The organism is Micromonospora sp. Utrum1 (genome assembly GCF_057197805.1).
The window spans coordinates 6005000-6030519 of record NZ_CM170071.1 but is presented as its reverse complement, the minus strand read 5'-3'; the positions used below and the strand labels follow the sequence as shown (position 1 = coordinate 6030519).

24 protein-coding genes are annotated in these 25520 nt (G+C 73.6%); 12 read left to right on the top strand and 12 right to left on the bottom strand.

Annotated elements, in window-relative coordinates:
- The first annotated feature begins 1 nt into the window (after nucleotide 1).
- From AC0OLQ_RS28275 to AC0OLQ_RS28250, 6 genes are read left to right on the top strand one after another with little or no spacing between them, the layout of a single operon-like run.
- A complete protein-coding gene (locus AC0OLQ_RS28275) occupies nucleotides 2-1075 on the top strand; it encodes an ABC transporter ATP-binding protein (RefSeq protein WP_484528779.1) in 1074 nt (357 codons plus the stop codon).
- Nucleotides 1072-2856 (top strand): ABC transporter permease, encoded by a 1785-nt coding sequence (locus AC0OLQ_RS28270; protein ID WP_484528778.1) that lies wholly within the window; start codon nucleotides 1072-1074, stop codon nucleotides 2854-2856. The genes AC0OLQ_RS28275 and AC0OLQ_RS28270 overlap by 4 nt, the downstream gene beginning before the upstream one ends.
- The gene (locus AC0OLQ_RS28265; protein ID WP_484528777.1) at nucleotides 2853-3674 is read left to right on the top strand and encodes a creatininase family protein; all 822 of its coding nucleotides are present in this window, start codon (nucleotides 2853-2855) and stop codon (nucleotides 3672-3674) included. The genes AC0OLQ_RS28270 and AC0OLQ_RS28265 overlap by 4 nt, the downstream gene beginning before the upstream one ends.
- On the top strand, nucleotides 3671-4624 hold the full coding sequence (locus AC0OLQ_RS28260) for an amidohydrolase family protein (protein ID WP_484528776.1): 954 nt from the start codon (nucleotides 3671-3673) through the stop codon (nucleotides 4622-4624). The genes AC0OLQ_RS28265 and AC0OLQ_RS28260 overlap by 4 nt, the downstream gene beginning before the upstream one ends.
- A gap of 56 nt (nucleotides 4625-4680) precedes the next feature.
- A complete protein-coding gene (locus AC0OLQ_RS28255; protein WP_484528775.1) occupies nucleotides 4681-6138 on the top strand; it encodes a lyase family protein in 1458 nt (485 codons plus the stop codon).
- A complete protein-coding gene (locus tag AC0OLQ_RS28250; RefSeq protein ID WP_357341430.1) occupies nucleotides 6135-7055 on the top strand; it encodes an ROK family protein in 921 nt (306 codons plus the stop codon). Before AC0OLQ_RS28255 ends, AC0OLQ_RS28250 begins: the two co-directional genes overlap by 4 nt.
- A gap of 68 nt (nucleotides 7056-7123) precedes the next feature.
- Here AC0OLQ_RS28250 and AC0OLQ_RS28245 read toward each other — a convergent pair whose 3' ends face one another.
- The 6 genes from AC0OLQ_RS28245 to AC0OLQ_RS28220 all read right to left on the bottom strand — a co-directional run bounded on the left by AC0OLQ_RS28245 (nucleotide 7124) and on the right by AC0OLQ_RS28220 (nucleotide 12857).
- On the bottom strand, nucleotides 7124-7834 hold the full coding sequence (locus AC0OLQ_RS28245) for a class I SAM-dependent methyltransferase (protein WP_484528774.1): 711 nt from the start codon (nucleotides 7832-7834) through the stop codon (nucleotides 7124-7126).
- Between the two features lie 199 nt (nucleotides 7835-8033).
- Nucleotides 8034-9260, bottom strand: coding sequence for a beta-ketoacyl-ACP synthase II (fabF, locus tag AC0OLQ_RS28240; protein WP_484528773.1), 1227 nt, complete (start codon nucleotides 9258-9260; stop codon nucleotides 8034-8036).
- 2 nt (nucleotides 9261-9262) lie between these two features.
- Nucleotides 9263-9502 carry an acyl carrier protein gene (locus AC0OLQ_RS28235; protein ID WP_088972559.1) on the bottom strand — a complete coding sequence of 80 codons (240 nt, stop codon included), beginning with the start codon at nucleotides 9500-9502 and terminating at the stop codon, nucleotides 9263-9265.
- A gap of 87 nt (nucleotides 9503-9589) precedes the next feature.
- A complete protein-coding gene (locus AC0OLQ_RS28230; protein ID WP_357341433.1) occupies nucleotides 9590-10534 on the bottom strand; it encodes a beta-ketoacyl-ACP synthase III in 945 nt (314 codons plus the stop codon).
- Nucleotides 10535-10592: 58 nt separating this feature from the next.
- Nucleotides 10593-11513 carry an ACP S-malonyltransferase gene (locus AC0OLQ_RS28225; RefSeq protein ID WP_484528772.1) on the bottom strand — a complete coding sequence of 307 codons (921 nt, stop codon included), beginning with the start codon at nucleotides 11511-11513 and terminating at the stop codon, nucleotides 10593-10595.
- A 78-nt stretch (nucleotides 11514-11591) separates the two neighbouring features.
- Complete coding sequence (locus tag AC0OLQ_RS28220) at nucleotides 11592-12857, bottom strand: PucR family transcriptional regulator (RefSeq protein WP_484528771.1); 1266 nt, start codon at nucleotides 12855-12857, stop codon at nucleotides 11592-11594.
- Between the two features lie 91 nt (nucleotides 12858-12948).
- Here AC0OLQ_RS28220 and AC0OLQ_RS28215 point away from each other — a divergent pair, with 91 nt between their 5' ends.
- The 3 genes from AC0OLQ_RS28215 to AC0OLQ_RS28205 all read left to right on the top strand — a co-directional run bounded on the left by AC0OLQ_RS28215 (nucleotide 12949) and on the right by AC0OLQ_RS28205 (nucleotide 14980).
- A complete protein-coding gene (locus AC0OLQ_RS28215) occupies nucleotides 12949-13494 on the top strand; it encodes an orotate phosphoribosyltransferase (protein ID WP_484528770.1) in 546 nt (181 codons plus the stop codon).
- 127 nt (nucleotides 13495-13621) lie between these two features.
- Nucleotides 13622-13957, top strand: coding sequence for a hypothetical protein (locus AC0OLQ_RS28210; protein WP_484528769.1), 336 nt, complete (start codon nucleotides 13622-13624; stop codon nucleotides 13955-13957).
- Nucleotides 13958-14002: 45 nt separating this feature from the next.
- Nucleotides 14003-14980, top strand: a complete 978-nt coding sequence (locus AC0OLQ_RS28205; protein WP_484532452.1) for an NADP-dependent oxidoreductase — start codon at nucleotides 14003-14005, stop codon at nucleotides 14978-14980.
- On the opposite strand, the gene AC0OLQ_RS28200 is transcribed toward AC0OLQ_RS28205, so the two are convergent.
- A complete protein-coding gene (locus tag AC0OLQ_RS28200; RefSeq protein ID WP_357341437.1) occupies nucleotides 14928-15587 on the bottom strand; it encodes a hypothetical protein in 660 nt (219 codons plus the stop codon). The genes AC0OLQ_RS28205 and AC0OLQ_RS28200 overlap by 53 nt on opposite strands.
- A gap of 221 nt (nucleotides 15588-15808) precedes the next feature.
- Between AC0OLQ_RS28200 and AC0OLQ_RS28195 the strand changes: the two genes are divergently transcribed.
- Nucleotides 15809-16411, top strand: a complete 603-nt coding sequence (locus AC0OLQ_RS28195) for a copper resistance CopC family protein (RefSeq protein ID WP_484528768.1) — start codon at nucleotides 15809-15811, stop codon at nucleotides 16409-16411.
- A gap of 62 nt (nucleotides 16412-16473) precedes the next feature.
- Here the strand turns inward: AC0OLQ_RS28195 and gltX are convergent, their stop codons facing one another.
- From gltX to AC0OLQ_RS28180, 3 genes are read right to left on the bottom strand one after another with little or no spacing between them, the layout of a single operon-like run.
- The gene (gene gltX, locus AC0OLQ_RS28190) at nucleotides 16474-17883 is read right to left on the bottom strand and encodes a glutamate--tRNA ligase (RefSeq protein WP_484528767.1); all 1410 of its coding nucleotides are present in this window, start codon (nucleotides 17881-17883) and stop codon (nucleotides 16474-16476) included.
- 49 nt (nucleotides 17884-17932) lie between these two features.
- Nucleotides 17933-19210 carry an MFS transporter gene (locus AC0OLQ_RS28185; protein ID WP_484528766.1) on the bottom strand — a complete coding sequence of 426 codons (1278 nt, stop codon included), beginning with the start codon at nucleotides 19208-19210 and terminating at the stop codon, nucleotides 17933-17935.
- The gene (locus AC0OLQ_RS28180) at nucleotides 19207-20538 is read right to left on the bottom strand and encodes a GH1 family beta-glucosidase (protein WP_484528765.1); all 1332 of its coding nucleotides are present in this window, start codon (nucleotides 20536-20538) and stop codon (nucleotides 19207-19209) included. The genes AC0OLQ_RS28185 and AC0OLQ_RS28180 overlap by 4 nt, the downstream gene beginning before the upstream one ends.
- A gap of 187 nt (nucleotides 20539-20725) precedes the next feature.
- On the opposite strand from AC0OLQ_RS28180, the gene AC0OLQ_RS28175 reads away from it, so the two are divergent.
- Entirely contained in the window at nucleotides 20726-21172 is a 447-nt protein-coding gene (locus AC0OLQ_RS28175; RefSeq protein ID WP_046570642.1) for an SRPBCC family protein, read from the top strand.
- A 142-nt stretch (nucleotides 21173-21314) separates the two neighbouring features.
- Here the strand turns inward: AC0OLQ_RS28175 and aceE are convergent, their stop codons facing one another.
- Nucleotides 21315-24059 (bottom strand): pyruvate dehydrogenase (acetyl-transferring), homodimeric type, encoded by a 2745-nt coding sequence (gene aceE, locus AC0OLQ_RS28170; RefSeq protein WP_484528764.1) that lies wholly within the window; start codon nucleotides 24057-24059, stop codon nucleotides 21315-21317.
- Between the two features lie 198 nt (nucleotides 24060-24257).
- On the opposite strand from aceE, the gene AC0OLQ_RS28165 reads away from it, so the two are divergent.
- Nucleotides 24258-24662 carry a YjbQ family protein gene (locus AC0OLQ_RS28165; RefSeq protein WP_357335894.1) on the top strand — a complete coding sequence of 135 codons (405 nt, stop codon included), beginning with the start codon at nucleotides 24258-24260 and terminating at the stop codon, nucleotides 24660-24662.
- 17 nt (nucleotides 24663-24679) lie between these two features.
- Here AC0OLQ_RS28165 and AC0OLQ_RS28160 read toward each other — a convergent pair whose 3' ends face one another.
- Nucleotides 24680-25450 (bottom strand): AraC family transcriptional regulator, encoded by a 771-nt coding sequence (locus tag AC0OLQ_RS28160; RefSeq protein ID WP_484528763.1) that lies wholly within the window; start codon nucleotides 25448-25450, stop codon nucleotides 24680-24682.
- Between the last annotated feature and the right edge of the window lie 70 nt (nucleotides 25451-25520).

Below are 25520 nucleotides of genomic sequence, written 5' to 3'. Positions count from 1 at the left end.
CATGATCGATGTCACGCTGGAGTCGGTGAGCAAGAGCTTCGCGCGCGCCGGCGACACCGCGGCCGTCGACGACGTCGACATCAGGATCGCCGCCGGGGAGTTCTTCACCCTGCTCGGCCCGAGCGGCTGCGGCAAGACCACCACCTTGCGCATGGTGGCCGGCTTCTACTTCCCCACCTCTGGCCGGATCCGGTTCGGCGAGGAGGACGTCACCCACCGGCCGCCGAACAAGCGCGACACCGGCATGGTCTTCCAGAACTACGCGCTCTTCCCGCACATGACCGTGGCGCAGAACGTCGCGTACGGCCTGAAGATCCGCAAGGTCGGCCGGGCCGAGTCGAAGCGGCGGGTCGAGGAGGCGCTGGGCCAGGTGCACCTGGCCGGCTACGGCGACCGCCGGATCGACCAGCTCTCCGGCGGCCAGCAGCAGCGCGTCGCGCTGGCCCGGGCCCTGGTCATCCGGCCCCGCACCCTGCTGCTCGACGAGCCGCTGTCCAACCTCGACGCCAAGCTGCGCGAGGAGACCCGGGTCGAGATCCGCCGGATCCAGAAGGAGAGCGGCACCACCGCCATCTACGTCACGCACGACCAGGCCGAGGCGATGGCGATGTCCGACCGGATCGCCGTCATGGAGTCCGGCCGGGTCCAGCAGATCGGCGCGCCGCAGGAGATCTACCACCGGCCGACGAACGCGTTCGTCGCCCGGTTCATCGGCCGGAGCAACGTGCTCGGCCTGCCGGTGGCCGCCGCTGGCCCGCAGACCGTCACCGTGGCGCTGCCCGGCGGCGAGCAGGTGACCGTGGCCGCGCCTGCCGACCACGGGCTGCGCGAGAACGGGACGGCGCTGGTCTCCGTCCGGCCCGAGCACATCGGGCTCACCTCGCCCACCGAGGCGGGCGCGCTCACCGGGCGGGTGACCGAGCTGGAGTTCACCGGCATGTCCACCAACCTGATGGTCGACGTGGCCGGCGAGCTGGTGCAGGTCACCGCCATCGACGTGCCCGTCGGGCTGGCAGCGGGCGATCAGGTCGGGCTGCGCCTGCCGCAGGAGCGCATGTGGGTGGTGCGGCCGTGAGCACCATCCCGGTAACCCCGAGTGCGGCCACCGTCCCGCCGGTCACCGAGGATCCGACGCCGCCCCGGGCCCGCCGGTCCGCCCGGCTCGCCGGCGGCGCCAACTCCCGCTGGTTCCCGTACCTGCTGGTCTTCCCGCTGGCCCTGATCCTCTTCGGGTACGTGGTCCAGCCGATGTTCGCCACCTTCGCGGAGAGCGTCGGGGCGGACGGCCTGGCGAACTACACCGTCTTCCTCAGCGGCGACGGGGTGGCCCGCTCCTCGCTGGTCACCTCGTTGGGGATCTCCGCGGCCAGCGTGGTGCTCTGCGGCATCGTCGGGGTGGCGATGGCGTTCCTGCTCAAGCGCTTCTCGTTCCCGGGCCGCCGGCTGATCGAGGCCATCATCCTGGTGCCGGCGGCGCTGCCGCCGCTGATCGGGGCGATCTCGTTCCAACTGCTCTACAGCGAGACCGGCATCCTGCCGCGCGGCCTTCAGCACCTGTTCGGCACGGAGAACCCGGTGCTGCCGTTCAGCGGTGTCGCGGGAGTGCTGGTGGTGCACACGTTCACCATGTATCCGTTCTTCTACCTGGCGACCTCGGCCGCGCTGGTCGGCATGGACCCGTCGGTGGAGGAGGCGGCGTACAACCTGGGTGCCGGCCGGGTCCGGGTCTGGCGCACGGTGCTGTTGCCGATGCTCACCCCCGCGCTGGTCTCCGCCTCGCTGCTGGTCTTCATGACGTCGCTGGCGTCGTACACCGCCCCGCTGCTGTTCGGGGTGGACCAGACGATGACCATGCAGATCTACATCAACCGCACCAACGGCGACCTGCCCATGGCCTCCACGTACGCCGCCGTGCTGGGCGTGGTGTCGGTGCTCTTCCTGCTCGGCATGCGCTGGTACGAGGGACGGCGCAGCTACCGGTCCCAGTCCAAGGGCATCGCCTCGCACCGCCGGGAGATCACCAACCCGATCGGCCGATGGCTGGCCCTGCTCGCCTCGGTGCTCGCCACCATGGTGCTGCTCGCCCCGGTGGGCACGATCGCCCTGGTGGCGTTCTCGCAGGACGGCTCGTGGACGACCGAGGTGATCCCCGCGGCGTACACCACGCAGAACTTCGTCACGATCTTCTCCGACCCGGAGGCGTACCGTCCGATCGTCAACTCGCTGCAGATGAGCCTGATCGCCACCGTCGGCTGCGTCGTGATCGGCGTGCTCGTCGCGTACGCGGTGCGCCGGCTGGACTTCCGCGGTCGCAGCCTGCTCGACGTGGCGGTCATGCTGGCCTGGGCGCTGCCCGGCACGGTGGTGGCGATCAACCTGATCTCGGCGTTCAGCACCGGCAACGCGTTCAGCTTCGGGCAGGTGCTGATCGGCACCTTCTGGATCATGCCGCTGGCGTACTTCGTGCGTTTCCTGCCGCTGGTGTTCCGCTCCAGTTCGGCGACGCTGGCCCAGCTCGACCCGTCGCTCGAGGAGGCCGCCCGCAACCTCGGCGCGCCCTGGTGGCGGGCGTTCGGCACAGTCACCCTGCGGCTGATGCTGCCGGGCGTGCTCGCTGGCGCGCTGCTCGCCTTCGTGCACGGCGTCGGAGAGTTCGTCGCCTCGGTGCTCATCTACACCTCGCAGACCGCACCGATCTCCGTCGAGATCAACAACCGGATGTACTCGTTCGAGGTGGGCACCGCTGCCGCGTACGGCATGCTCCAGATCGCCCTGATCTTCGTGGTGATGGTGGTCTCCGGGCGGCTGGAGAGCGGCCGGAAGGCCAGCCGGGAGGCGGCGCAGTGGACGGCGTGACGGACCGTTGGCCGGTGGGCGGCGGGCTGCTCCCCGCCGCCCGGATCCCTGGCGGGGAGCTCGCCGCGGTCGCCGCGGCGGCGGACTTCGCGGTGCTCCCGGTGGGCGCGGTCGAGTGGCACGGCCCGCACCTGCCGCTCGGCACCGACCTGATCCTCGCCGAAGGCTTCGCCGGGGAGAGCGCCGCGGCCGGCCAAGGGCCGCGCGGCGTGCTCTTCCCCGCCGTCGCGTACGCGGCCTGCCCGGGGCAGACCCGGCCCTGGCCGGGGACGGTCGCGATCCGGCCGGAGATCGCCGTCGGCTACCTCGCCGACGTGATCGAGGGCATCGTCACGGCCGGCTTTCCCCGGCTGCTGGTCGTCAACGGCCACGACGCCAACATGTCCACGGTCCGGGCCGCGATGGAGTGGGTCTCCGGCCGGTGTACCGCCAGCCTGCTGCTGGTCAACTGGTTCCAGCTGGTCACCCCGGCGGAGACGACGGAGATCTACGGTGCGGCGCCGGCCCGGGGGCACGGGGGGGCGTACGAGACCTCCGGGGTGCTCGGGTTCGACCCCGGCGCGGTACGCCTCGACGCCGCCACCGACCTGCCGCCGAAGCCCAAGCTGCCGGTGACCCATCCGTACGTGCTGGTCGAGTCCCGCCCCGATCCCTGGCAGGGCTGGTCGGGGCACGTCTCGCTGGCCAGCGAGGAGGCCGGCCGGACGGTACGGGCGCTCGCCGCCGAGCGGCTGCGGGAGACAGTGGCCGCCTGGGTGGCCGCCCCACCGCCGTCCCCGCCCACCGCCGACCCGCTGCCGAACAGGGGAGAGTCATGACCGTCGATCGAGGACTGGACGTCGTCGACTTCCACCTGCACTTCCGGATCGGCGCCGACGACACCATCCACGCCTGCGAGCAGGCCGCCGGCATGCACCCGGGCGGCGAGCACGAGCGGGCGGTACGGGCCGCCGGTTCGGCCCCGTACGCCCGGCAGTGGCGCCAGGCGTGGGGCTTCCCCGACCCGGAACCGCCCGCCGAGCGTTGGCAGGACGAGGCCGACCGCTGGGCCGACGAGCTGCGCGCGGTCGGAGTCCGCAGGGCAGTTTTCGTCACCGGCGGCGGCAACGACACCCTCGCCGACGTGGTCGACCGTCACCCGGACCTGTTGCTCGGCTTCGCCCACCACGACCCGTACGGCCCGGACGCCGCAGGCGAGCTGGACCGCGCGGTGACCGAGCGCGGCCTGCGCGGGCTGAAGCTGTTCGCCCCGCTGCTGCGCGGGTCGCTGGACCACGAGGATCTGGACCCGCTCTGGGGCACCGCCCAGCGCCTCGGCGTGCCGGTCCTGATCCACATCGGGCACTACGGCAGCGCCGGTGGCCTCAGCATCGGCCGGTACGGCGGCCCGGAGGAGCTGGCCCGGATGGCCCGCCGCTTCCCGGAGCTGGCCGTGGTGGTGCCGCACTTCGGTGTGCAGCACGTGCAGGAGCTCTTCTTCGCCGCCTGGGGCTGTCCCAATATCCACATCGACACGTCCGGCTCGAACCAGTGGGTGCGCTGGATGCCGTACAAGCTGACGCTGGAGGACCTCTTCCGCCGCTGCTACGAGACGATCGGCCCGCACCGGATCGTCTTCGGCAGCGACTCGTCCTGGTTCCCGCGCGGCTACGTCACCCGCTACCTCGACGACCAGCTCCGGGTCTGCCGTGAGCTGGGGATGCCCGACGACCACCTGCGGGCGATCTTCGCCGGCAACGCCGAACGACTGCTCGGCCTGACCGACTGACCGGCCGAACCCGCAGGGCCGCCCGACCGGGCGCCCGCGGACTGGAAGGAACCCCGATGAGCACACCCGCGCTGACCACCTACCAGCGGCACCACCTGGCGCCCACGTACGACCACCACGTCGGTCACCTCTACCCGGCGATGGTGCGCGCCAGCCAGGCGCACGTCGTGATGCTGACCGAGCAGGGGCTGATCCCCGCCGAGCGGGGTGCCCGCCTGCTGCGCGGGTTGGCCGAGCTGCGCGCCGACAGCACTCCGGCGCCGGCGTACGACGGCACCTTCGAGGACACCTACTACCTGCTGGAGAAGCGGCTCGCCGCGGCGTGCGGCATCCCGACGTCCGAGCTGGACGTGCAGATGGCCCGCAGCCGCAACGACCTGGACGCCGGGGTGTTCCGGATGCTGCTGCGCGACCAGCTCCTCAATGTGCTGGACCGGGTGCTTGCCACCGGGCGGACCGCGCTGGACAGCGCCGACCGGTACGCGGACGTGGTGATCACCGGCTACACCCACCGCCGGCCGGCCCAGCCCACCACCATCGGGCACGCCCTCGCCGGGTACGCCGAGGCGCTCGCCTGCGAGGCGACCGCCTACGCCGACCTGATCGACCAGCTCAACGTCTCGCCGCTGGGCTCCTGCGCGTTCGCCGGCACCGACCTGGAGATCGCCCCGGCCCGGGTGGCGGAGCTGCTCGGCTTCGCCGGCCTGGTGACCAACTCCTACGAGGCCGTCGCCGGCGCCGACCACCTGGTCCGCGTCGGCACCCTGAACGCGCAGGCGCTGGCCACCGGGGCGCGGCTGGCCCGCACCCTGATGGACTGGCTGAGCTGGAACTGGGTCACCACCCCGGCCGACTTCACCCAGGGCAGCAGCATCATGCCCCAGAAGCGCAACCCGGTCGTGCTGGAGCACCTGGTGTCGTACGCCGGCCAGGCCGCCGCCGACGCGGCCTCCGTGCTCAACAACGTGGGCGCCGCCTGGTGGGAGGACTCCAACAACGCGACCACCGACGTGCAGGTCCGGCTCTGGGAGAGCAACGACCGGGCGGAGCGGTTCTTCGCCCTGATCGGCGGTTTCCTCGCGGACATCGCGCCGCTGTCCCCGCCGACTCGGGAGGAAATCGTCGCCTCCGGCGCCACCACCACGGCGGCGGCCGACGCGCTGACCCGGCACGGCGTGCCGTTCCGGGCCGCCCACTCGGTGGTCGGCCGGCTGGTCCGGGCCGGCGCGCCGGACACCTGGACCGCCGAGGGCGTCCGGGCCGCCGCCGACGGGCTCACCGGCCCGCTCGACGACACCGCGGTCGACGATCTCATCGCAGCCGCGGTCCGTCCCGACCTGGTGCTGAACCGGGCCCAGGCGGACGGTCCCGGCGCCGGCGCGGTCCGCGCCCAGGTGGATACGCTCCGCGCCGCCTTCGCCGGTGCCGCCGACCGGCTGGCCGCGCTACGTGACCGCCTCGGCCGGGCCGACACGGCGCTCGACGCGATCGCCGCCAAGCTGGTGGCCCGGTGAGCGTGCGGCTCTCGGGGCCTCCCCTGTCCGGCACCCGCGTCGACGGGCTGCTGCTCGGCATCGACTTCGGCGGCACCAAGATGGCCGTCGGGGTGGCCGACGCGCAGGGGCGGCTCCTCGCTCACCGGCGGGTCCCCACGTACGCCGACCGAGGCGCGCCGCAGGCGCTTGAACGGGCGCTGGACCTCGCCGGCGAGCTGCTCGCCGGGGTCGGCGGGCCGCTCGCCGCCGCCGGGGTGGCGTCGCCCGGCGTGGTCCGCCCGGACGGCATCGACCTGGCCCCCAACGTGCCCGGGTGGGAGCGGCTGCGGCTGGCCGACGCAGTCCGGGACGCGCTCGACGTCGCCCGGGTGGCGGTGGACAACGACCTGAACGCGGCCGCCCTGGCCGAGCTGCGGCTGGGCGCGTTGCGCGACGCCGACCCCGGCCTCGTCGTGGGGATCGGTACCGGCGTGGCGGCGGCCGTGACGGTCGGGGGCGTGGTCGTCGCCGGACACCGTCGTGCGGCCGGCGAGATCGGGTACGCCGTGGCCGGCGGCCCCTGGCCGGGCACCATGCTGGAGCTGGACTTCTCCGGCCGGGCCCTGGACCGGCTTGCCGAGGAGCTCGGGTTGCCGGACGGTGCGGCCGGGCTCGCCGCTGCGGCGGAGCGTCCCGGGCCGGCGCGCGACGCGCTGGCCGCCCGCGTTGACGAGGTGGCCCGTCACCTGGTCACCTGCTGCCTGCTGCTGGATCCGCAGCGGGTGGTGCTGGTGGGTGGGGTGGCCCGTAACACGTTGATTCGCGGGCTGCTGGTCGACCGGCTCACCGAGGTGCTGCCACACCGGCCCGACGTGGTGCTGTCCCGGTTCGCCGACGACGCCGCGCTGTTCGGCGCGCTCACCCTGGCCCGCGAGGCGGTGCCCGCGCCCCGCTGACCCGATCGCGTCCGGCGCCTGTGCGCGCCGATCCCGCGACACGCCGCCACCGCCGACCGGTTGGAACGTCAGGCCGGACGGTGGGCGCGGAGCATCAGCGAGACCCCCGGCAGCGCCTTGACCGGCAGGTGGCGCTCGGCCGTGACGACCGTGCGCAGCCCCAGGTTGACCAGCGGGTGCAGCTCGTCCAGGTCCGAGCCGGTGGACCGGCGGCGACGCCAGGCGGCCACCGGGCGGAGCAGCACGTTCCAGCTCCACAGCTCGTCGACCACCAGGCCGGCCTTCTCCACCACGGCCCGCAGCCCGGCACGGTCGTAGCGGCGGACGTGCCCGACCGCCACGTCGTGCGCCGACCAGAGCCGCATGTCCGCCGGCACCGCGATCAGGGCCGTCCCGCCGGGGCGCAGCGCCCGCCGGATCTCGGCCGCCGCGAGGTGGTCCTCGTCGAAGTGTTCCAGGATGTCGAAGGCGACCACCAGGCCCAGGCCGGCCGAGGGGACCGGCAGGTGCCGGGCGTCGGCCCGGATCACGTCCAGGCCCCGTTCCCGGGCCACCCCGGCGCCCTCGGCGCTGTACTCCAGGGCGAGGGGCCGCCAGCCGTGCGCCCGCAGCACCCGGGTGTTTCCGCCGCCGGCCGCGCCGATGTCCAGCGTCCGGCCCGGGCGGGTGCCCGCGGCGGCCAACCTGTGCAGCGCCCGACCCAGCAGGACCCGCCGCTCCCGGTACCACCAGTGGGTGTCCTCGAGCGCGGCGAGCTTGCGGATCTCGGTCGCTTCCACGGGTGGTGCTCCTCGACGGCTCGGCGGCCCTCACCCTAACGGCCCCCGCGACCTCGGACCTGCCCTGCGGCGAATCCGGACACGGCCGGGGCACGGGCGCTTGCAGGGTGACCTCCCGCAGCATCCCGGCAACCGGGGCGGAGAGCCGCCGGGCCCGCGTCCAGGTGCGGACGCGGGCCCGGAGCGGGTATGCCGTTGCTCAGGCTCGGGTGAACACCAGAGCCACGTTGTGCCCGCCGAAGCCGAACGCGTTGTTCAGCGCCGCGGGGATCTCCAGGTGGCGCGCCTTGTGCGCGGCCACCTCCAGGGTCAGCCCCTCGTCCGGGTCGTCCAGGTTGATCGTCGGAGGCACGACACCGTCCCGGATGGCCAGGATGGTGGCGATCGACTCCAGCGCACCGGCCGCGCCGAGCAGGTGCCCGGTCATCGACTTGGTGGCCGACAGCAGCGGGTGGTCGCCGACCGCCTTGCGCAGCGCGCCGATCTCCAGCATGTCGCCGACCGGGGTCGAGGTGGCGTGCGCGTTGACGTGCCTGATGTCCGTCTTCGCGACGCCCGAGTCCGCGACCGCCTTGGCGATGGCCCGGATCGCGCCCTCACCCTCGGCGTGCGGCTGCACGATGTCGTACGCGTCCGAGGTGATCCCGGCGCCCGCGAGGCGGGCGTACACCCGGGCGCCGCGGGCGGCGGCGTGGTCGGCGCGCTCCAGGACCACCACGCCCGCGCCCTCACCGAGCACGAAGCCGTCGCGGCCCTTGTCCCAGGGGCGGGACGCCTTCTCCGGCTCGTCGTTGCGGGTCGACATGGCCCGCATCGAGCTGAACCCGGCGATCGGCAGCGCGTGGATGACCGCCTCGGTGCCGCCGGCCACCACCACGTCGGCCCGGCCGGCGCGGATGATGTCCAGGCCCAGCGCGATCGCCTCCGCGCCGGTGGCGCAGGCGCTGGCCACCGAGTGCACGCCGGCCTTGGCGCCGAGTTCCAGCCCGACCCAGGCGGCCGGACCGTTCGGCATCAGCATCGGGATGGTGTGCGGGGAGACCCGCCGCGGGCCGGACGCCTCCAGGATGTCGTCCTGGGCGAGCAGGGTGGTGGCGCCGCCGATGCCTGAGCCGACGCTGACCGCCAGCCGCTCCGGGTCGAGCCCGGAGTCGGCCAGGCCGGCGTCCGCCCAGGCCTGCTGCGCCGCCACGATGGCGATCGCCTCGGACCGGTCCAGCCGGCGCAGCTTGACCCGGTCCAGCACCGTCGACGGTTCGACGGCGAGTTGCGCGGCGATCCGGACGGGCAGTTGCTCGGCCCACTCCTGGGTGAGCGCACTCACCCCGGAGCGGCCGGCGAGCATGGCGTCCCAGGTCGACGCGACGTCCCCGCCGAGCGGGGTCGTCGCGCCGAGCCCGGTGACGACGACGTCGGGACGACTCATGATCAGGACTGCGCCGCGATGTAGCTGACGGCGTCGCCGACGGTCTTGAGGTTCTGCACCTCGTTGTCCGGGATCTTGACGCCGAACTTCTCCTCGGCCGCCACCACGACCTCCACCATGGAGAGCGAGTCGACGTCGAGGTCGTCGGTGAAGGACTTCCCCTCGGCCACGTCGTCCGGGTTCACCCCGGCAACCTCTTCGAGGATCTCGGCGAGGCCGGCGGTGATCTCGTCACGGGTCATTGCGGTTGGTTCCTCTCATCGGGGGTTCACTCGACGGCCGGCGACGCCGGTCGTCGCACCTCGGCGCGCTCGCGCCCGAGGGGGTCTTCAGGGGCAGCGGACGACCTGACCGGCGTAGGTCAGGCCGCCGCCGAAGCCGAACAGCAGCACCGGGGCGCCCGAGGGCACCTCGCGCCGCTCGACCAGCTTCGACAGGGCCAGCGGGACGCTCGCCGCCGACGTGTTGCCGGACTCGACGATGTCCTTGGCGATGATCGCGTTCGGGATGTTGAGCCGCTTGACGATGCCGTCGATGATCCGGGCGTTGGCCTGGTGCGGCACGAACGCGGCCAGCTCCGACGGGTCGACCCCGGCCTTCTCGCAGGCCTGGAGCGCGAGCGGGGCCAACGCGGTGGTGGCCCAGCGGAAGACCGCCTGCCCCTCCTGCGCGATGTACGGCCGCCAGCCCTCGATCCGGACCGCGTCGCTCTTCTCCGGCACCGAACCCCACACCACCGGGCCCACCCCGGCCGGCTCGCCCTCGGCGGTCGCGGTCACCACGGCCGCGCCGGCGCCGTCGCCGAAGATGATGCAGGTCGAGCGGTCGGTCCAGTCGGTGAAGTCGGAGAGCTTCTCGGCGCCGATGACGATCGCGTTGCGCGCCGCCCCGGCCCGGATGGCGTGGTCCACCGTGCCCAGCGCGTAGGCGAAGCCGGAGCAGGCGGTGTTGATGTCGTACGCGCCGGGGGCGGCGATGCCCAGCTTGGCCGCGACCCGGCAGGCCACGTTCGGGCTGCGGTCCACCGAGGTGCAGGTGGCCACCACGACGAGGTCGATGTCGGCGGCGGTGAGGCCCGAGTTGGCCAGCGCCTTGCCGGCGGCGGCGGTGGCCATGTCGGCCACCGTCTCGTCACCGGCGATCCGCCGGGTGACGATGCCGACCCGGTCGCGGATCCACTCGTCGTTAGTGTCGACCATCTGGGCGAGGTCGTCGTTGGTGACCACGCGGGAGGGCTGGTAGTGCCCCATCGCGACGATCCGGCTGCCGGCCATCAGTGGATACCTTCCGTTAGCGACTGCGGGACCCGCAGGATCGGCTCGTTGTGCGGGCTCATGCGCGGTGCCGGGCGATCAGGTCCCGCGCGGCGGGCAGGTCGTCGGGGGTGTTGAGGGTGACGATCTCGGGCGCCCCCTCGCCCTTGAGCTCCCGCTTGACGAGGCCCGCCAGGGTGCCGGCCGGCGGCAGCTCGATCACGCCGGTGACGCCGAGGTCGGCCAGCGTGCGCATGCACAGGTCCCAGCGGACCGGGGCGGTCACCTGGCGGACCAGCCGCTGCACCATCTCCCGGCCGTGCGTGACCGCGGTGCCGTCGAGGTTGGAGAGCAGGATCCGGGCCGGGTCGGCCGGGGTGATGCCGGTGGCGACCTCGGCCAGCGCGGCCTCGGCCGGGGCCATGTACGGCGTGTGGAAGGCGCCCGCCACCTTGAGCATGATGACCCGGGTCCGGGCCGGCGGCTCGGCGGCGAGCTTCTCCAGGCCGGCCACCGCGCCGGCGGCGACGATCTGGCCGGCGCCGTTGCGGTTGGCCGGGTGCAGCCCGTGCGCATCGAGGGCGGCGAGCACCTCGTCCGGGTCGCCGCCGAGCACGGCGGCCATCCCGGTCGGCTCCAGCGCGCAGGCGGCGGCCATCTCCCGGCCGCGTACGCCGGCGAGGCTCACGGCCGCCTCGGCGGAGAGCACCCCGGCCAGGGCCGCGGCGCCCAGTTCCCCGACGCTGTGGCCGGCGACCAGCGCGACGTCCTGCATCGGCAGGTGCTCGCCGGCGAGCAGCGCGGCCGCGACCAGCAGCGGCTGGGTGCGGGCGGTGTCCTTGATCTCGTCGGCGTCCGCCCGGGTGCCCAGGTGGAGCAGATCGACCCCGGCCAGCGCCGACCACGAGGTCAGGCGCGCCGCCGCGCCGGGCAGGTCGAGCCAGGGGGTCAGGAAACCGGGCTTCTGGGAACCCTGTCCGGGTGAGAGTACGGCGAGCACGTCTACGACTCTGACGGATACTCGCGGGTCGCGCTGTAACGCACGGCACCAAACCGCACTAGAAGCTTTGGAGGATCCCTACAAAGATCGGCGCCGATCATCACCTGTCTGTGGCGTTTTGCCGGCCGATGAGGGCAATGTCTGGGTCGGGACCGGTGCGACTCCCGGGACCACCGGGTCGAGCCGACCGACCGTCAACGCCACCTGCAGGGTGAACGCGTCCCGTGGCGTGAGCGGCGAGAAACCGGCCACCTCGGCGACCCGCTTGAGCCGGTAGCGCACCGTGTTCGGGTGCACGAAGAGCGCGCGGGCCGCGCTCTCCAGCGTGCCGCCGGCGGCGAAGAAGGCGTCCAGCGTCTCCAGCAGCTCACCGCCGGCGCGGGCGAGCGGAGCGTACACGTCGTGGCGCAGCCGGCGGCGGGCCTCGGCGTCCCCGGCCAGGGCCCGCTCGGGCAGCAGGTCGGCGGCGGGGACCGGGCGGGGAGCGGTCGGCCAGGCCGGTGCGGCCCGGAAGCCGGCCAGCGCGGCGCGGGCGGAGTCGGTCGCCTCGTCCAGGCTGGGCACGGCCGGTCCGACCACCACCGGGCCCTCCCCGAACGCGGTGAGCAGCTTCTCGGTGGCCGCCACCGGGTCGGCCGCCCCGCCCAGCACGATGACCAGCCGGTCGCCGTGCACGCCGCCGATCACCTCGACCCCGATCCGGCGGGCCTGCCGGTAGACGGTGTGCAGCACGGCGGCCACCTCGCCGCCGGGGGAGCGACCCACGGCGACCGCCACCGGGGGCGCGTCCGACCAGCCCAGCGCCGCCGCCCGGCTGGCCAGCACGTCCGGCGAGTCGCCGCGCAGCAGCGCGTCCACCAGCAACGCCTGCAACCGGGCGTCCCAGGAGCCGCGGGTCTCGGCGGCGCGGGCGTAGACCCGGGCGGCGGCGAACGCGATCTCCCGGGAGAAGCGCAGCACCGCCTCCCGCAGCAGTTGCTCCTCGCCCTTCACGGCCAGGTGCGACACCTGCTCCTCGACCACCTCGATGGTCACCTTGATCAGCGCCACGGTCTGCTGGAGGGTGATCGAGCGCGCGAGGGCCTGCGGCGCGGCGGCGAAGACCTCGTCCGACACCTCCTGGGTGCTGTCGGTCGCGCCGCCGCCCTGGTGCAGCCACTGCACCAGCGACCGGACGCCGGCCTGGGCGACCAGCATGACCCAGGAGCGCTGGTCGGCCGGCAGCTCCCGGAACCAGGGCAGCGTCTCGTCCATCCGCGCCACGCTGGCGGTGGACAGCGCGCCCGCCGCCCGCTCGATGCGGCGCAGCGTCGCCGACAGTTCGGTCCCGCCCGGTTCGCTCACCGCACCAGCCTGACACGCCCTGACCAGCGGCTCCACTTCGAGCCCCGCCCGCCGGCGGACCGACGGCGGCGGCCGGTGACAATGATCTCCCGTGACCGACACCCCGCGCGACCTCGCCGACCTCGCCCGCGCCATCGACGCCACCTGCCGACTCACCGGACGGTTCGTGCTCCGCTCCGGCCGGATCGCCGACGAGTACTTCGACAAGTACCGGTTCGAGGCCGACCCGGTGCTGCTGGACCGGGTCGCCGGCGGCCTGGCCGCCCTGGTCCCACCCGGCACCGAGGTGCTGGCCGGCCTGGAGATGGGCGGCATCCCGGTGGTCACCGCGCTGGCCCGGCACGTCGGGCTGCCCTGCGCGTTCGTCCGCAAGACCGCCAAGGCGTACGGGACGGCCCGGCTCGCGGAGGGCGCGGACGTCGCCGGGCGGCGGGTGCTGGTGGTCGAGGACGTGGTGACCTCGGGCGGCCAGGTGGTGATCTCCACCGGCCAGCTCCGCGAGCTGGGCGCCACCGTCGAGCACGCGCTCTGCGTGATCGACCGGGGCGAGGGCGGCGCGGCGGCGCTCGCCGGGCACGGCATCGCGCTGCGCGCCCTGCTCACCCGAGCCGACCTGGACGCCGCCCGCCCGGCCTGACCGTTCCCGTCCCGGACGATCTCCACGGGTACGCGCTGAACACCCCGTCGGGCCCGGCCAGTACGGTGTCAGAGCACGTCGGGGTGACGACCGCCCGACGGGCGATGGCGAACGTGAGGAGACCGGGATGGCGCAGGGGGAGGCCGAGCACGGCTGCGCCCAGGGCGAGCCCTGCCGGCTGGGCCACCACGAACAGCCGGCGCCCGCCAAGCACCCGCGCTGGACGGGCCTGACCCATCCGGCGGAGCCGGGTGCGGGTTGGACGCCCGAGCGCGCGGACGAGGAGCCGCCCGTGCCCCGCCAGCGGGCCGTCGAGACGGTGCCCCCGGCCGGGCCCGAGGCGGAGCCGGCGCAGGGCTGCCGCAGCGACCTGCCCGGTTGGGCGGGCGCGCACCGGCACGGTCCGGTCCGGCCGCGCACCCGCACCGTGCGCCGGGAGAGGCCCCCGCGCCGCTGGTGCTGACCCCGCGGCCGCCGTCCGGCGGCTAGCGTGGGCCGGGTGAAGGCGATGGCGATCGACGCGTACGGCCCCGCCGACCAGCTCACCCTGCGCGACCTGCCCACCCCGCCGGTGGGGCCGGACACGGTCCTGGTCCGGGTGCGGGCCGCCGGGGTGAACCCGGTCGACGGGAAGATCCGCGAGGGTCACCTGGCCGGCCTCATGCCGAACCACTTCCCGCTGGTGCCCGGCTGGGACGCCGCCGGGGTCGTCGAGGCGGTCGGGCCGGCGGTGGCCGGGTTCGCGGTCGGTGACGAGGTGATCGGCTACGTCCGGCGCGACGACGTGCAGCACGGCACGTACGCGGAGCTGGTTCCGGCGCCGGAGCGGTGCCTGGCCGACAAGCCGGTGCAGTCGTCGTGGGCCGAGGCCGGCGGGCTGCCGCTGGCCGGGCTCACCGCCTACCAGGCGTTGCAGCTGGCCCGCACCGGCGCGGGCGACACGGTGCTGGTGCACGGCGCGTCCGGCGGGGTGGGGCACCTGGCGGTGCAGCTGGTCCGGGCGCTCGGGGCCCACCGGGTGATCGGCACGGCGAGCGAGGCCAACCACGACTTCGTCCGGTCGCTGGGCGCGGAGCCGGTCAGCTACGGCGCCGGCCTGCTGGACCGGGTCCGCGCGGTCGCGCCCGACGGGGTGGACGTGGCGCTGGACCTGTTCGGCGGCGACGCGCTGGACGTCTCCGCCGAGCTGCTCGCCCGGCCGGCGCGGCTGATCTCCACGGCCGACCCGGAGCACGTCACCCGGCTCGGTGGCAGCTACGTCTTCGTGAAGCCGTCCACGGACGACCTGAGCGTGCTGGCCGGGCTGGTCGACGCCGGCCGGCTCACCGTGCACGTGGCCCGGACGTTCCCGCTGGCCGAGGCGGCCGAGGCGCAGCGCCTGGTGGCGGCGGGGCACGTCCGGGGCAAGGTCGTGCTGGAGGTCGGAGCCGGGCTCAGCGGGTGCGGCGGCGCACCAGCAGCGCGATGCCGGCGAGGCCCGCGGTGATGACCACCATCACCCCGACGTTGAGCAGCAGCAGCCGCTGGAGTTCGCCCAGCGCGTCGTCGATGTCCTGCACCGGGTCGAGCGCTTCCTCGGGGATGACCCGCTCGCCGCCGCCGATGCCGCCGCTGAGCGTGTCGAGCTGCCGCTCCAGCGGCACCCCGGCGGCGCGCAGCGTCTCGGACATGTTGAGCCGGCCGAAGAACCAGCCGGCCCGGGTCTTGCTCAGGTCGGGCTGCTTGGCCGGCCGGTAGACCCGGGGGCCGCCCTTGGCGAGCGGGTAGAGGTCGTAGGTCTTCATCGGGTTGTCGCCGATGAGCAGCACGACCGTGTATTTCGGACCGAGGTCCTTGGCCGCCGGGCCGCGCTGCTGGCCGCTGGCGCCCAGCCACTCGACCTGGTCGACGACCATGTTCACCTCGGCCGGCCGGGTGTCGGCGCGCAGTTGCAGCGGCTGGTCGAGCTGGTGGCCGGTGATGTCCACTCCGGCCGGTGGGAGCTTGGGCTTGGGCGCCGCCTGCGCCGCCGCGGCGGCGAGGGCCAGCGAGCATGCCGTCGCCACCACCACCCCGGCCACGGCTGCCAGCAGCCGCCTCACCTTACGGACCATCGCCGCCTCCTCGCCCCGTTCGATGGGTGGCTTCGTTACAGGTCGCGCTGGATCGGCCGAGGGGTGGCCGCCGGGCGCGGACCGGCGTCCACCTCAAAGACTCCGCAGAATGGCGCTTGGTTGCACTCGCTGGGAGAGTATTTGGAACTATTTGCGATCTGCGACCGACCAACAGAGCGGCCGATGATCAGCGGCCGGATCGTACCCGGATGGAGGGGTTCATGGGGGGCAGGGTCGCCCGTGTGGCGCGTGGCTGGTCGGTGGTGCTCGGGGTGGCGGCCGGGGTCTCGATGCTGCTGCCGGCCGCGCCGGCGGCCGCGCACAACTCGTTGACCGGCAGCGATCCGAAGAACGGGGCGCGGGTGGCCGCCGCGCCGAAGCGGATCGAGCTCCGGTTCCTCGCCTCGCCGGCGCCCGCGACGACGAAGATCACAATCACCGGGCCGGACAACGTGCCCGCCGCCGGCGGTGCGCCGACCTTCGCCGGCAACCGGGTGAGCGTGCCGTTCGCCCCGGGCGCCGCCGGCCTCTACATCGTGGCCTACCGGGTCGGCTCGGCCGACGGCCATCCGGTGACCGGGGAGATCCGGTTCACCCTGACCACCGGCACGGCCGCCGCTCCGCCGTCGGCCACCGCCGCCCCGACCAGCGCCGTCCCGACCACCCCGACCGCCCCGCCGACGACCGCCGCGGTGAGCCCGGCCCCCGCCGCCGACGAGGTGGACGACGACGGGGGTACGGGCTGGCTGTGGGCGATCGGCGCGGCCGTGGTGCTGGTCGCGCTGGGCACCGGCCTGCTGCTGCGCCGCCGATCCCGCGGCTGACCCCCCCCGGGTACGCGAAAGGGGGCCCGCCGGACGACCGGCGGGCCCCTCGCGTTGCGGGGTCAGAACAGGCGCACCCGGGCGGCGCGCAGCCGGGTCAGCGTGCGGTCGCGGCCGAGCACCTCCAGCGACTCGAAGAGCGGCAGGCCGACGGTCCGGCCGGTGACCGCCACGCGGACGGGCGCCTGCGCCTTGCCCAGCTTCAGGCCGCGCTCCGCACCGACCGCCTCCAGCGTGGACTTCAGCGACTCGGCGCCCCACGACTCCAGCGCCTCGAAGGCGGCGATCGCCGCGTCCAGCAGGTCGGCCGCGCCCCCCTTCATCGCCTTGGCCCAGGCCCCCTCGTCGATCAGCGGGTCGGCCAGGAAGAGGAAGTCGACGTTCGGCACGATCTCGCTGAGCACCGCGATCCGGGTCTGCGCCAGCGGGGCGACCACGGCGAAGGCGGCGGGGTCGAACTCCCCCGGCTGCCAGGGCGGCGGGGCGATCGTGTCGGTGCCGGTCAGCCACGGCTGGCACTCGGTGATGAAGTCCTCGATCGGCAGCGCCCGGATGTAGTCGCCGTTGAACGCGCGCAGCTTCTTCTCGTCGAAGAAGGCGGGGGAGGGGTTGACCTCCTCCAGCCGGAACTCCTCCTCGATCACCGACCAGGGCACGATCTCCCGGTCGCCGGAGGGGGCCCAGCCGAGCAGCATCAGGTAGTTGCGCATCGCCTCGGCGAGGTAACCCTCGTCCCGGTACGCCTCCAGGGCGACCTTGTCCCGCCGCTTGGAGAGCTTCTGCCGCTTCTCGTTGACCACCACGGGCACGTGCGCCCAGACCGGCGGCTTGACCCCGAGCGCGTCCCAGAGCAGCTGCTGCTTGGGCGTGTTGGGCAGGTGCTCCTCGGCCCGGATCACGTGGGTGATCCCCATCGTCATGTCGTCGACGACGTTGGCCAGCAGGAAGACCGCCGAGCCGTCGGCGCGGGCGATGACGAAGTCCTCGATCAGCTTGTTCTCGAACGTCGGCTCGCCGCGGATCAGGTCGACCACCACGGTCTCGCCCTCGTCGGGGGTGCGGAAGCGCAGCGCCCGGCCCTCGCCCGGCGTCAGGCCGCGGTCGCGGCAGAAGCCGTCGTAGCCCTGGTACTGCGAGCCGGTGCGCGCCTGCACGTCCTCCCGGGTGCAGTCGCAGTAGTACGCCCGGCCGCCCTCGTAGAGCCGCTGAGCGGCGGCCCGGTGCTCACCGGCGTACGAGGACTGGAAGTACGGGCCCTCGTAGCTGCCCCGCGCGATGCCGATCCAGTCGAGCGCGGAGAGGATCCCCTCGGTCCACTCGGGCTTGTTGCGGGCCGCGTCGGTGTCCTCGATGCGGAGCACGAACACCCCGCCCTGCTGCTTGGCGTAGATCCAGTTCTGCAGGGCCGAGCGGGCGCCGCCGACGTGGAACATTCCGGTCGGGGAGGGGGCGAAGCGTACACGTACCGTCACGTCCCCCAGCCTACGGCGGGCCGCGACCGCTTTCCGGCAGGGGGCCGGTTCAGGGCACCGCCTTGATCTTCACGACCAGGGCACTGCCGACCAGGGTGACCGCCGCGGTGACCGCGTACAGCGTGGGGTAGCCGCCCAGGTGCACCACGATCGGCGCGGAGAGCGCCGGGCCGAGCACCTGCGGCGCCGAGTTCGCGATGTTGATCACGCCGAGGTCCTTGGCCCGGTCGGTGGCGGCCGGCAGCACCTGGGTGATCAGCGCCGCGTCCACCGCCAGGTAGACGCCGTAGCCGGCGCCGAGCAGCAGCGCGGCGACGATCGCCATCGGCCAGGTCGGGGCCACCGCGAGCAGGGTCGCCGCCACCGCCATGATCAGCCCGGAGACGATCACGAAGACCTTGCGCCGGCCCGAGCGGTCGGAGAGCCGCCCGGCCACCACGGCGGTGAGCATCATGCCGAGCGTGTAGAGCAGGATCAGCACCAGCAGGGCGCCCTCGGGGTCGGCCGCCCGCACCCCGTCGGTGAGGAAGTAGAGCAGGTAGAGCGTGCCGAGCGCGTTGCCGGTCTGCACCAGGAACCGGGTGAACCAGGCCCAGGCGAAGTCGGGGTGCCGGCGCGGGCTGATCCACATCGAGGCGAGCAGCGCGCGCGGGCGCAGCGGCGACCGGTGCTCGCGGGGCAGCGGGTCGTCCTGGGTGAGCAGCGCGAACGGCAGGGACAGCAGCAGCACCGCGAGCGCGATGGCGGCGTACCCGGCGGCGTTGCCGGTGACCACGGCGGTGACCAGCACCGCGCCGACCACCAGGCCGAGCGCCTGCGGGATGCCCACCCAGCCGGAGACGCCGCCGCGCTGCGCCACCGGCACCCGGTCCGGGATGGCGGCGGTGAGGCTGGCCAGCATGGCGTTGAAGCAGACCTGGGCGGCGACCCAGGCGAGCGCCACCCCGGCGATGCTGTCCTGCCGGGCCAGCAGCACCAGGGCGAACGCGCCGACCACCGCGCCGGTGGCGGTCCAGACGTGCCGGCGGCCGAGGTGCCGGTTCGCCAGGCGCAGCGAGGTCCGGTCGGACAGCGCCCCGGCCAGCGGATTCGCCAGCACGGCGGCGAGCGCGCCGAGGCCGGTGACCACCGCCAGCATGGCCTCCTTGTCGGCCGGCGCGATCCGTTCCACCTGCTGCGGCAGCAGCACCTGGATCGGGGTGAAGAAGGCCATCCAGACGCCCAGATTGGCCGCGAAGATCAGCGCGATCCAGCTCCGCCGCACCGGCACGGTCGGCTCGGCGAGCGCCGCCGGCAGCGAGGCCGGCGTCGGGTTGACGGTGGTCATCGCCGGACCAGGTCCCGGAACCAGGCGTACGACGACTTCGGGGTGCGCCGCTGGGTGGCGTAGTCGACGTGGACCAGGCCGAACCGCTTGGTGAAGCCCTCGGCCCACTCCCAGTTGTCCAGCAGCGACCAGACGAAGTACCCGGTCACCGGCACCCCGGCGGCCATCGCCTCGCGCACCGCCCGCAGGTGCCCGTCCAGGTACGCGATCCGGTCCGGGTCGGGCACCCGGCCGTCGGCGTCCGGCACGTCGTCGTACGCGCAGCCGCTCTCGGTGATCTGGATGGGCGGCAGCGCGTCGCCGTACCGGTGGTGGAGTTGGAGGAGCATCTCGCGCAGCCCGTCCGGGGCCACCGGCCAGTCGAAGGCGGTGCGCGGGTAGCCGGTCAGCGGCACGATCTCGAACGGCAGCGGCGAGTCCTCGTCGGCGGGCGCGCGGATGCCGGTCGGGTTGTAGTAGTTCACTCCGAGCACGTCGATCGGGGCGGCGATCACGTCGAGGTCCCCGGCCCGCACCACGGCCGGGTCGAAGCCCGGCTCCGCCGGGTAGCCGCGACCGAGCAGCGGGTCGGTGAAGAGCCGGTTGTGCAGCGCGTCGTACGCCGCCCCGGCGGCCCGGTCGGCGTCGGTCTCCCCGGCGAGCCGCACCGGCGAGTAGTTGTTGGCGATGGCCACCGGGCTGGTGCTGCGGGCGCGCAGCGCGGAGACGGCGAGGCCGTGCCCGAGGAGCTGGTGGTGGGCCACCGGGGACGCGTCGAAGAGCAGCATCCGGCCGGGGGCGTGCACGCCCATGCCGTGCCCGAGGCTCATGTGGATGAACGGCTCGTTGAGGGTGATCCAGAGCTTCACCCGGTCGCCGAGGCGGGCGGCGACCAGGTCGGCGTACTCGGCGAAGTGGTGGGCGGTGTCCCGGTTCAGCCAGCCGCCGGCGTCCTCCAGGGCCTGCGGCAGGTCCCAGTGGAAGAGGGTGGCGACCGGGTCCACGCCGGCGGCGAGCAGGGCGTCCACCAGCCGGTCGTAGAAGTCCAGCCCGGCCGGGTTCGCCGGGCTGGTGCCGGCCGGCTGCACCCGGGGCCAGGCGATGGAGAACCGGTACGCGGACACCCCCAGCCCGGCCAGCAGCCCGACGTCCTCGGCGTACCGGTGGTAGTGGTCGCACGCCTCGTCGCCGGTGCTGCCGTCGACGATCCGGCCGGGGGAGTGGGCGAAGGTGTCCCAGATGGACGGCCCGCGCCCGCCGGCGGTGACCGCCCCCTCGATCTGGTACGCGGAGGTGGACACCCCCCACCGGAAGCCGGCGGGGAACTCGGGCATCGGCGCGCTCGTCATTCGCCCTCCCAGAAACGCGAAGCGTGCTCGCGACTCTAGGGCCCGGGCGGTCGCCGCGCCATAGTCCCGCAAAGGCTGGCAGGGCAAGGGTTTTCGGCGTGTCTTTTCCGAACCCGTCCGCTTAAGTCCGATTTACACATAGAGTGCCGAATATCGCGGATGTGTTTTAAGTGGGGGAAAGATAGACATGATCCTCGTGGAGCGCAGTGCGCACGTGATGGCGCCGGTGGAAGCGGTCTGGGATGTGGTGCAGCGGGCCGAGCAGTTGCCGGCCTGGCTGGCAGGGGTCCGCGCGGCCGAGGTCCTCTCCGGGGAGGGGTTCGGCCGGCGACAACTGGTCCAGGCCGGGCGGGGCGCGGCGCACGAGGCCGAGGTGATCGCCTACCAGGAGCCGACCCTGATCGGCTGGCGCGAACGGGCCAAGGGCGCCGGCGCCCGGGCCGAGGCGCGCACCGAGATCTACGTACAGCTGACCCCGGACGAGGAGGAGGGCGGGACGGTCGTGCGGCTCATCGTCGTACGGTGGCCCGCCGGGCCGGTCAAGGCCGCCCTGCTCCGGCTCGGCCTGCGCCGGGTCGGCGCCGATCTGGAGGACTCGCTGGCCCGGCTGACCGACCTGGCCGCCGTCGGTTGACCGAGCCTGTCCCGGCGTCGCCCGCGATGGTGATGGTCCGGCGTCCCCGCCAGGGACGCCGGACCATCGTCGCCTCCGCCGCGGTGCCCCGCACATGACGAAGGGCCCAGCGCGGATGCGCCGGGCCCTTCCTACGGACTGGTCAGCTGTCGCCGCCGGTCTCCCCGACCGGGGCGGCGGTGACGTCGTCCAGCGCGTACTTCTTGGCGGCCTCGGCCGGCACGTGGGCCGGCACCGCGCCGCGCAGGGCGAGCTGGCGCAGCGTCGCGACGGCCACCGACTCGGCGTCCACGTGGAAGTGGCGCCGCAGCGCGTGCCGCGTGTCCGACATGCCGAAGCCGTCGGTGCCGAGCGAGGTGTAGTCGCCGGGCACCCAGCGGGCGATCAGGTCCGGCACCGCGCGCATCCAGTCGCTCACCGCGACCTTCGGCCCGTCGGCCTCGGCCAGCTTCCGCTGGATGTACGGCACCCGCTGCTCGCCGCCCGGGTTGAGCAGGTTGTGCTCCTCGCACTCCACCGCGTCCCGGCGCAGCTCGGTCCAGGACGTCACCGACCAGACGTCGGCGGCCACGCCCCAGTCCTCGGCGAGCAGCTGCTGGGCCTTGAGCGCCCACTGCATGCCGGTGCCGGAGGCCAGGACGTTCGCCTTCGGCGCGTCCCCGCCGACCTGCGGGGCCGGCGAGTAGCGGTAGATGCCCTTGACGATGCCCTCGACGTCCACGCCCTGCGGCTCGGCCGGCTGGAAGATCGGCTCGTTGTAGACGGTGAGGTAGTAGAAGACGTTCTCCTGCGCCTCGCCGTACATCCGGTGCAGACCGCTCTCCAGGATGTGCGCCATCTCGAAGGCGAACGCCGGGTCGTAGGCGACCACGGCCGGGTTGGTGGCGGCGATCAGGTGCGAGTGGCCGTCCTCGTGCTGGAGGCCCTCACCGTTGAGCGTGGTCCGGCCCGCCGTCGCGCCGAGCAGGAAGCCCCGCGCCATCTGGTCGGCCGCCGCCCAGAGCCCGTCGCCGGTCCGCTGGAACCCGAACATCGAATAGAAGATGTACATCGGGATCATCGGCTCGCCGTGGGTGGCGTAGGACGTGCCCGCCGCGGTGAACGAGGCGACCGAGCCGGCCTCGTTGATCCCCTCGTGCAGGATCTGGCCGGTGGTGGCCTCCTTGTACGACAGGAACAGCTCCCGGTCCACCGAGGTGTACCGCTGGCCGTGCGGCGAGTAGATCTTCGCCGTCGGGAAGAGCGAGTCCATGCCGAAGGTGCGGGCCTCGTCCGGGATGATCGGCACCCAGCGCTTGCCGAACTCCTTGTCCTTCATCACGTCCTTGAGCAGGCGGACGAAGGCCATGGTGGTGGCCACCTTCTGCTTGCCCGAGCCCCGCTTGACGTCGGCGAACCGCTCGGGGCCCGGGATCTGCAGCGTCTTGTGACTGGTCCGCCGCGAGGGCAGGTAGCCGCCGAGCTGCTTGCGCCGCTCGTGCAGGTACTCCATCTCGTCGGACTTCTCGCCCGGGTGGAAGTACGGCGGGAGGTACGGGTTCTCCTCCAGCTGCTTGTCCGGGATGTCCAGGTAGAGCCGGTCGCGGAAGAGCTTCAGGTCCTCCAGCGTCAGCTTCTTCATCTGGTGGGTGGCGTTGCGGGCCTCGAAGTGCGAGCCCAGCGTCCAGCCCTTGATCGTCTTGGCCAGGATCACCGTCGGCTGGCCGGTGTGCTCCATCGCCGCCTTGTAGGCCGCGTAGAGCTTCCGGTAGTCGTGGCCACCCCGCTTGAGGTTCCAGATCTCGTCGTCGCTCAGGTGCTCGACCATCTTGCGGGTGCGTGGGTCCCGCCCGAAGAAGTGCTCCCGGACGTACGCCCCGGACTCGGCCTTGTAGGTCTGGTAGTCACCGTCGGGCGTGGTGTTCATGAGGTTGACCAGGGCGCCGTCGGTGTCCGCGGCAAGCAGCGGATCCCACTCCCGGCCCCAGACCACCTTAATGACGTTCCAGCCGGCGCCCCGGAAGAACGCCTCCAGTTCCTGCATGACCTTGCCGTTGCCGCGGACCGGGCCGTCCAGCCGCTGCAGGTTGCAGTTGATCACGAAGGTGAGGTTGTCCAGCTCCTCGCGGGCCGCCACGCCGATCGCGCCGAGCGACTCGACCTCGTCCATCTCGCCGTCGCCCAGGAACGCCCAGACGTGCTGCTGCGAGGTGTCCTTGATGCCCCGGTGCTGCAGGTAGCGGTTGAACCGCGCCTGGTAGATGGCGTTCATCGGGCCGAGGCCCATCGACACCGTGGGGAACTCCCAGAAGTCGGGCATCAGCCGCGGGTGCGGGTACGACGGCAGCGCGCCACCCGGATGCGACAGCTCCTGCCGGAAGCCGTCGAGCTGGTCGGCGCTGAGCCGGCCCTCCAGGAAGGCCCGCGCGTACATGCCGGGGGAGGCGTGGCCCTGGTAGAAGATGTGGTCGCCGCCGCCCGGGTGGTCCTTGCCCCGGAAGAAGTGGTTGAAGCCCACCTCGTAGAGGGACGCGGAGCTGGCGAAGGTGGAGATGTGGCCACCCACGCCGATCTCCGGTCGCTGCGCCCGGTGGACCAGCATGGCGGCGTTCCACCGGATGTAGGCCCGGAGCCGCCGCTCGACGTGCTCGTCACCCGGGAACCACGGCTCGCGCTCCGGCGGGATGGTGTTGATGTAGTCGGTGGTGGTCAGGGACGGCACCCCGACCTGGCGCTCGCGGGCCCGCTCCAGCAGGCTCAGCATGACATAGCGGGCGCGCTTGGTTCCGCGCTCGTCGATGACACCGTCAAGCGACTCGACCCATTCGCTGGTCTCTTCAGGGTCGATGTCCGGAAGCTGGCTCGGCAGACCAGCGGTGATCACCGGGCGCTTGCGTTCCGTAGCCACAGGCGTTCCCTCGGTTCTGTGTGGGATAGGTCTCTAGCGCCATCCTGCCCCCTGGTGGCGCTCGTCGTCACGTCTCCCTCCCCCAGACGCGACGCTGAACACAGGTACTCGCCGGTAACTTTGTGCGATGACCGGCTGTGCCGGGCCGGCCGGCGACACCGGCCGCGGTCGCCGCCCGGCTGCGGCAGAATGCGCCGTATGCGCAGTGAGGTGATCAGCGTCCAGACCGGGTCGCGGCCGGCCGTCCGGGACATCACCAGCGAGGCCGAGCGGTTCGTCGCCGGCGAAGGGGACGGCCTGCTGCACGTCTTCGTGCCGCACGCCACCGCCGGGCTGGCGATCATCGAGACCGGTTCGGGGTCGGACGACGACCTGCTGCGCGCCCTGGACGACCTGCTCCCCGGCGACGACCGCTGGCGGCACCGGCACGGCTCGCCCGGGCACGGCCGGGACCACGTGCTGCCCGCCTTCGTCCCCCCGTACGCCACCCTGCCGGTGCTCGGCGGGCGGCTCCAGCTCGGCACCTGGCAGTCGATCTGCCTGGTCGACACCAACGGCGACAACCCGAGCCGGCAGGTCCGCTTCTCGTTCCTGCCCGGCTGAGCCCGGCGGAGCGGGCGTCAGCCCAGCAGCCGACGCAGCCGGCCCGGGGTGTGGCCCAGCTGGGCGCGAACCGTGCGGGTCAGATGGGCCTGGTCGGCGAAGCCCAGCTCGGTGGCGAGGCCGGCCAGGCTCTCTGCGCCCTCCTCGAGCCGGTCGAGGAGCCGCCCGACGCGCAGCCGGTTGCGGTAGCGGGTCAACGGCACCCCGAACCGGGCCTGGAACTGGCGGCTGAGCCGGTAGGGCGAGACCCCGAGCGCCCGGGCCAGCGGCAGCAGCCCGGCGGCCTCGGGAGCGTCGTCGTGCAGGGCGGCCCGCGCCCGCTCGACCAGCCGCCGGTCCCGCCCGCTCTCGCCCGCCGCCGGCCCGGTGGCCGCGCCGACCAGCCGGACCAGCCGCTCGGCCGCCGCGTGGTCGGGGTCGCCCGCGGCCCGCAGCAGCAGCCGGTGGGCCAGGTCCACCCGGGCGTCGACGTGCACCACGGCCGGCACCGGCCGGTCCGCGAACAGCTCCCGCCACAGCCGCGCCGACAGGTGCACCGAGGTGCAGTCGTCCCCGCCCGCCGGGTGGGCGAAGCGCTCCTCCTCGCCGGGCAGGGTCAGGTAGGCCACGGTCGGCTCGACGAACTCGGGGCCGCCGCGCCCGGCCCGGCGGAAGCCGCCCCGGCGGGTCAGCACCAGGCCGTACGCGGTGGCCGGCTCGGGCGCGGACCAGCCGGTGTGGTCATCGCGGCACCGCACCACGCTGATCGAGAAGTCCGGGTGCGTCAGCAGCGGCACGGCGGTACGCATGCCGGTCAGGGTAGGCCGACCGGGTGACAGGACGGTCCCGCAAGGATCGACAAGACCGCCGGCCGCACCG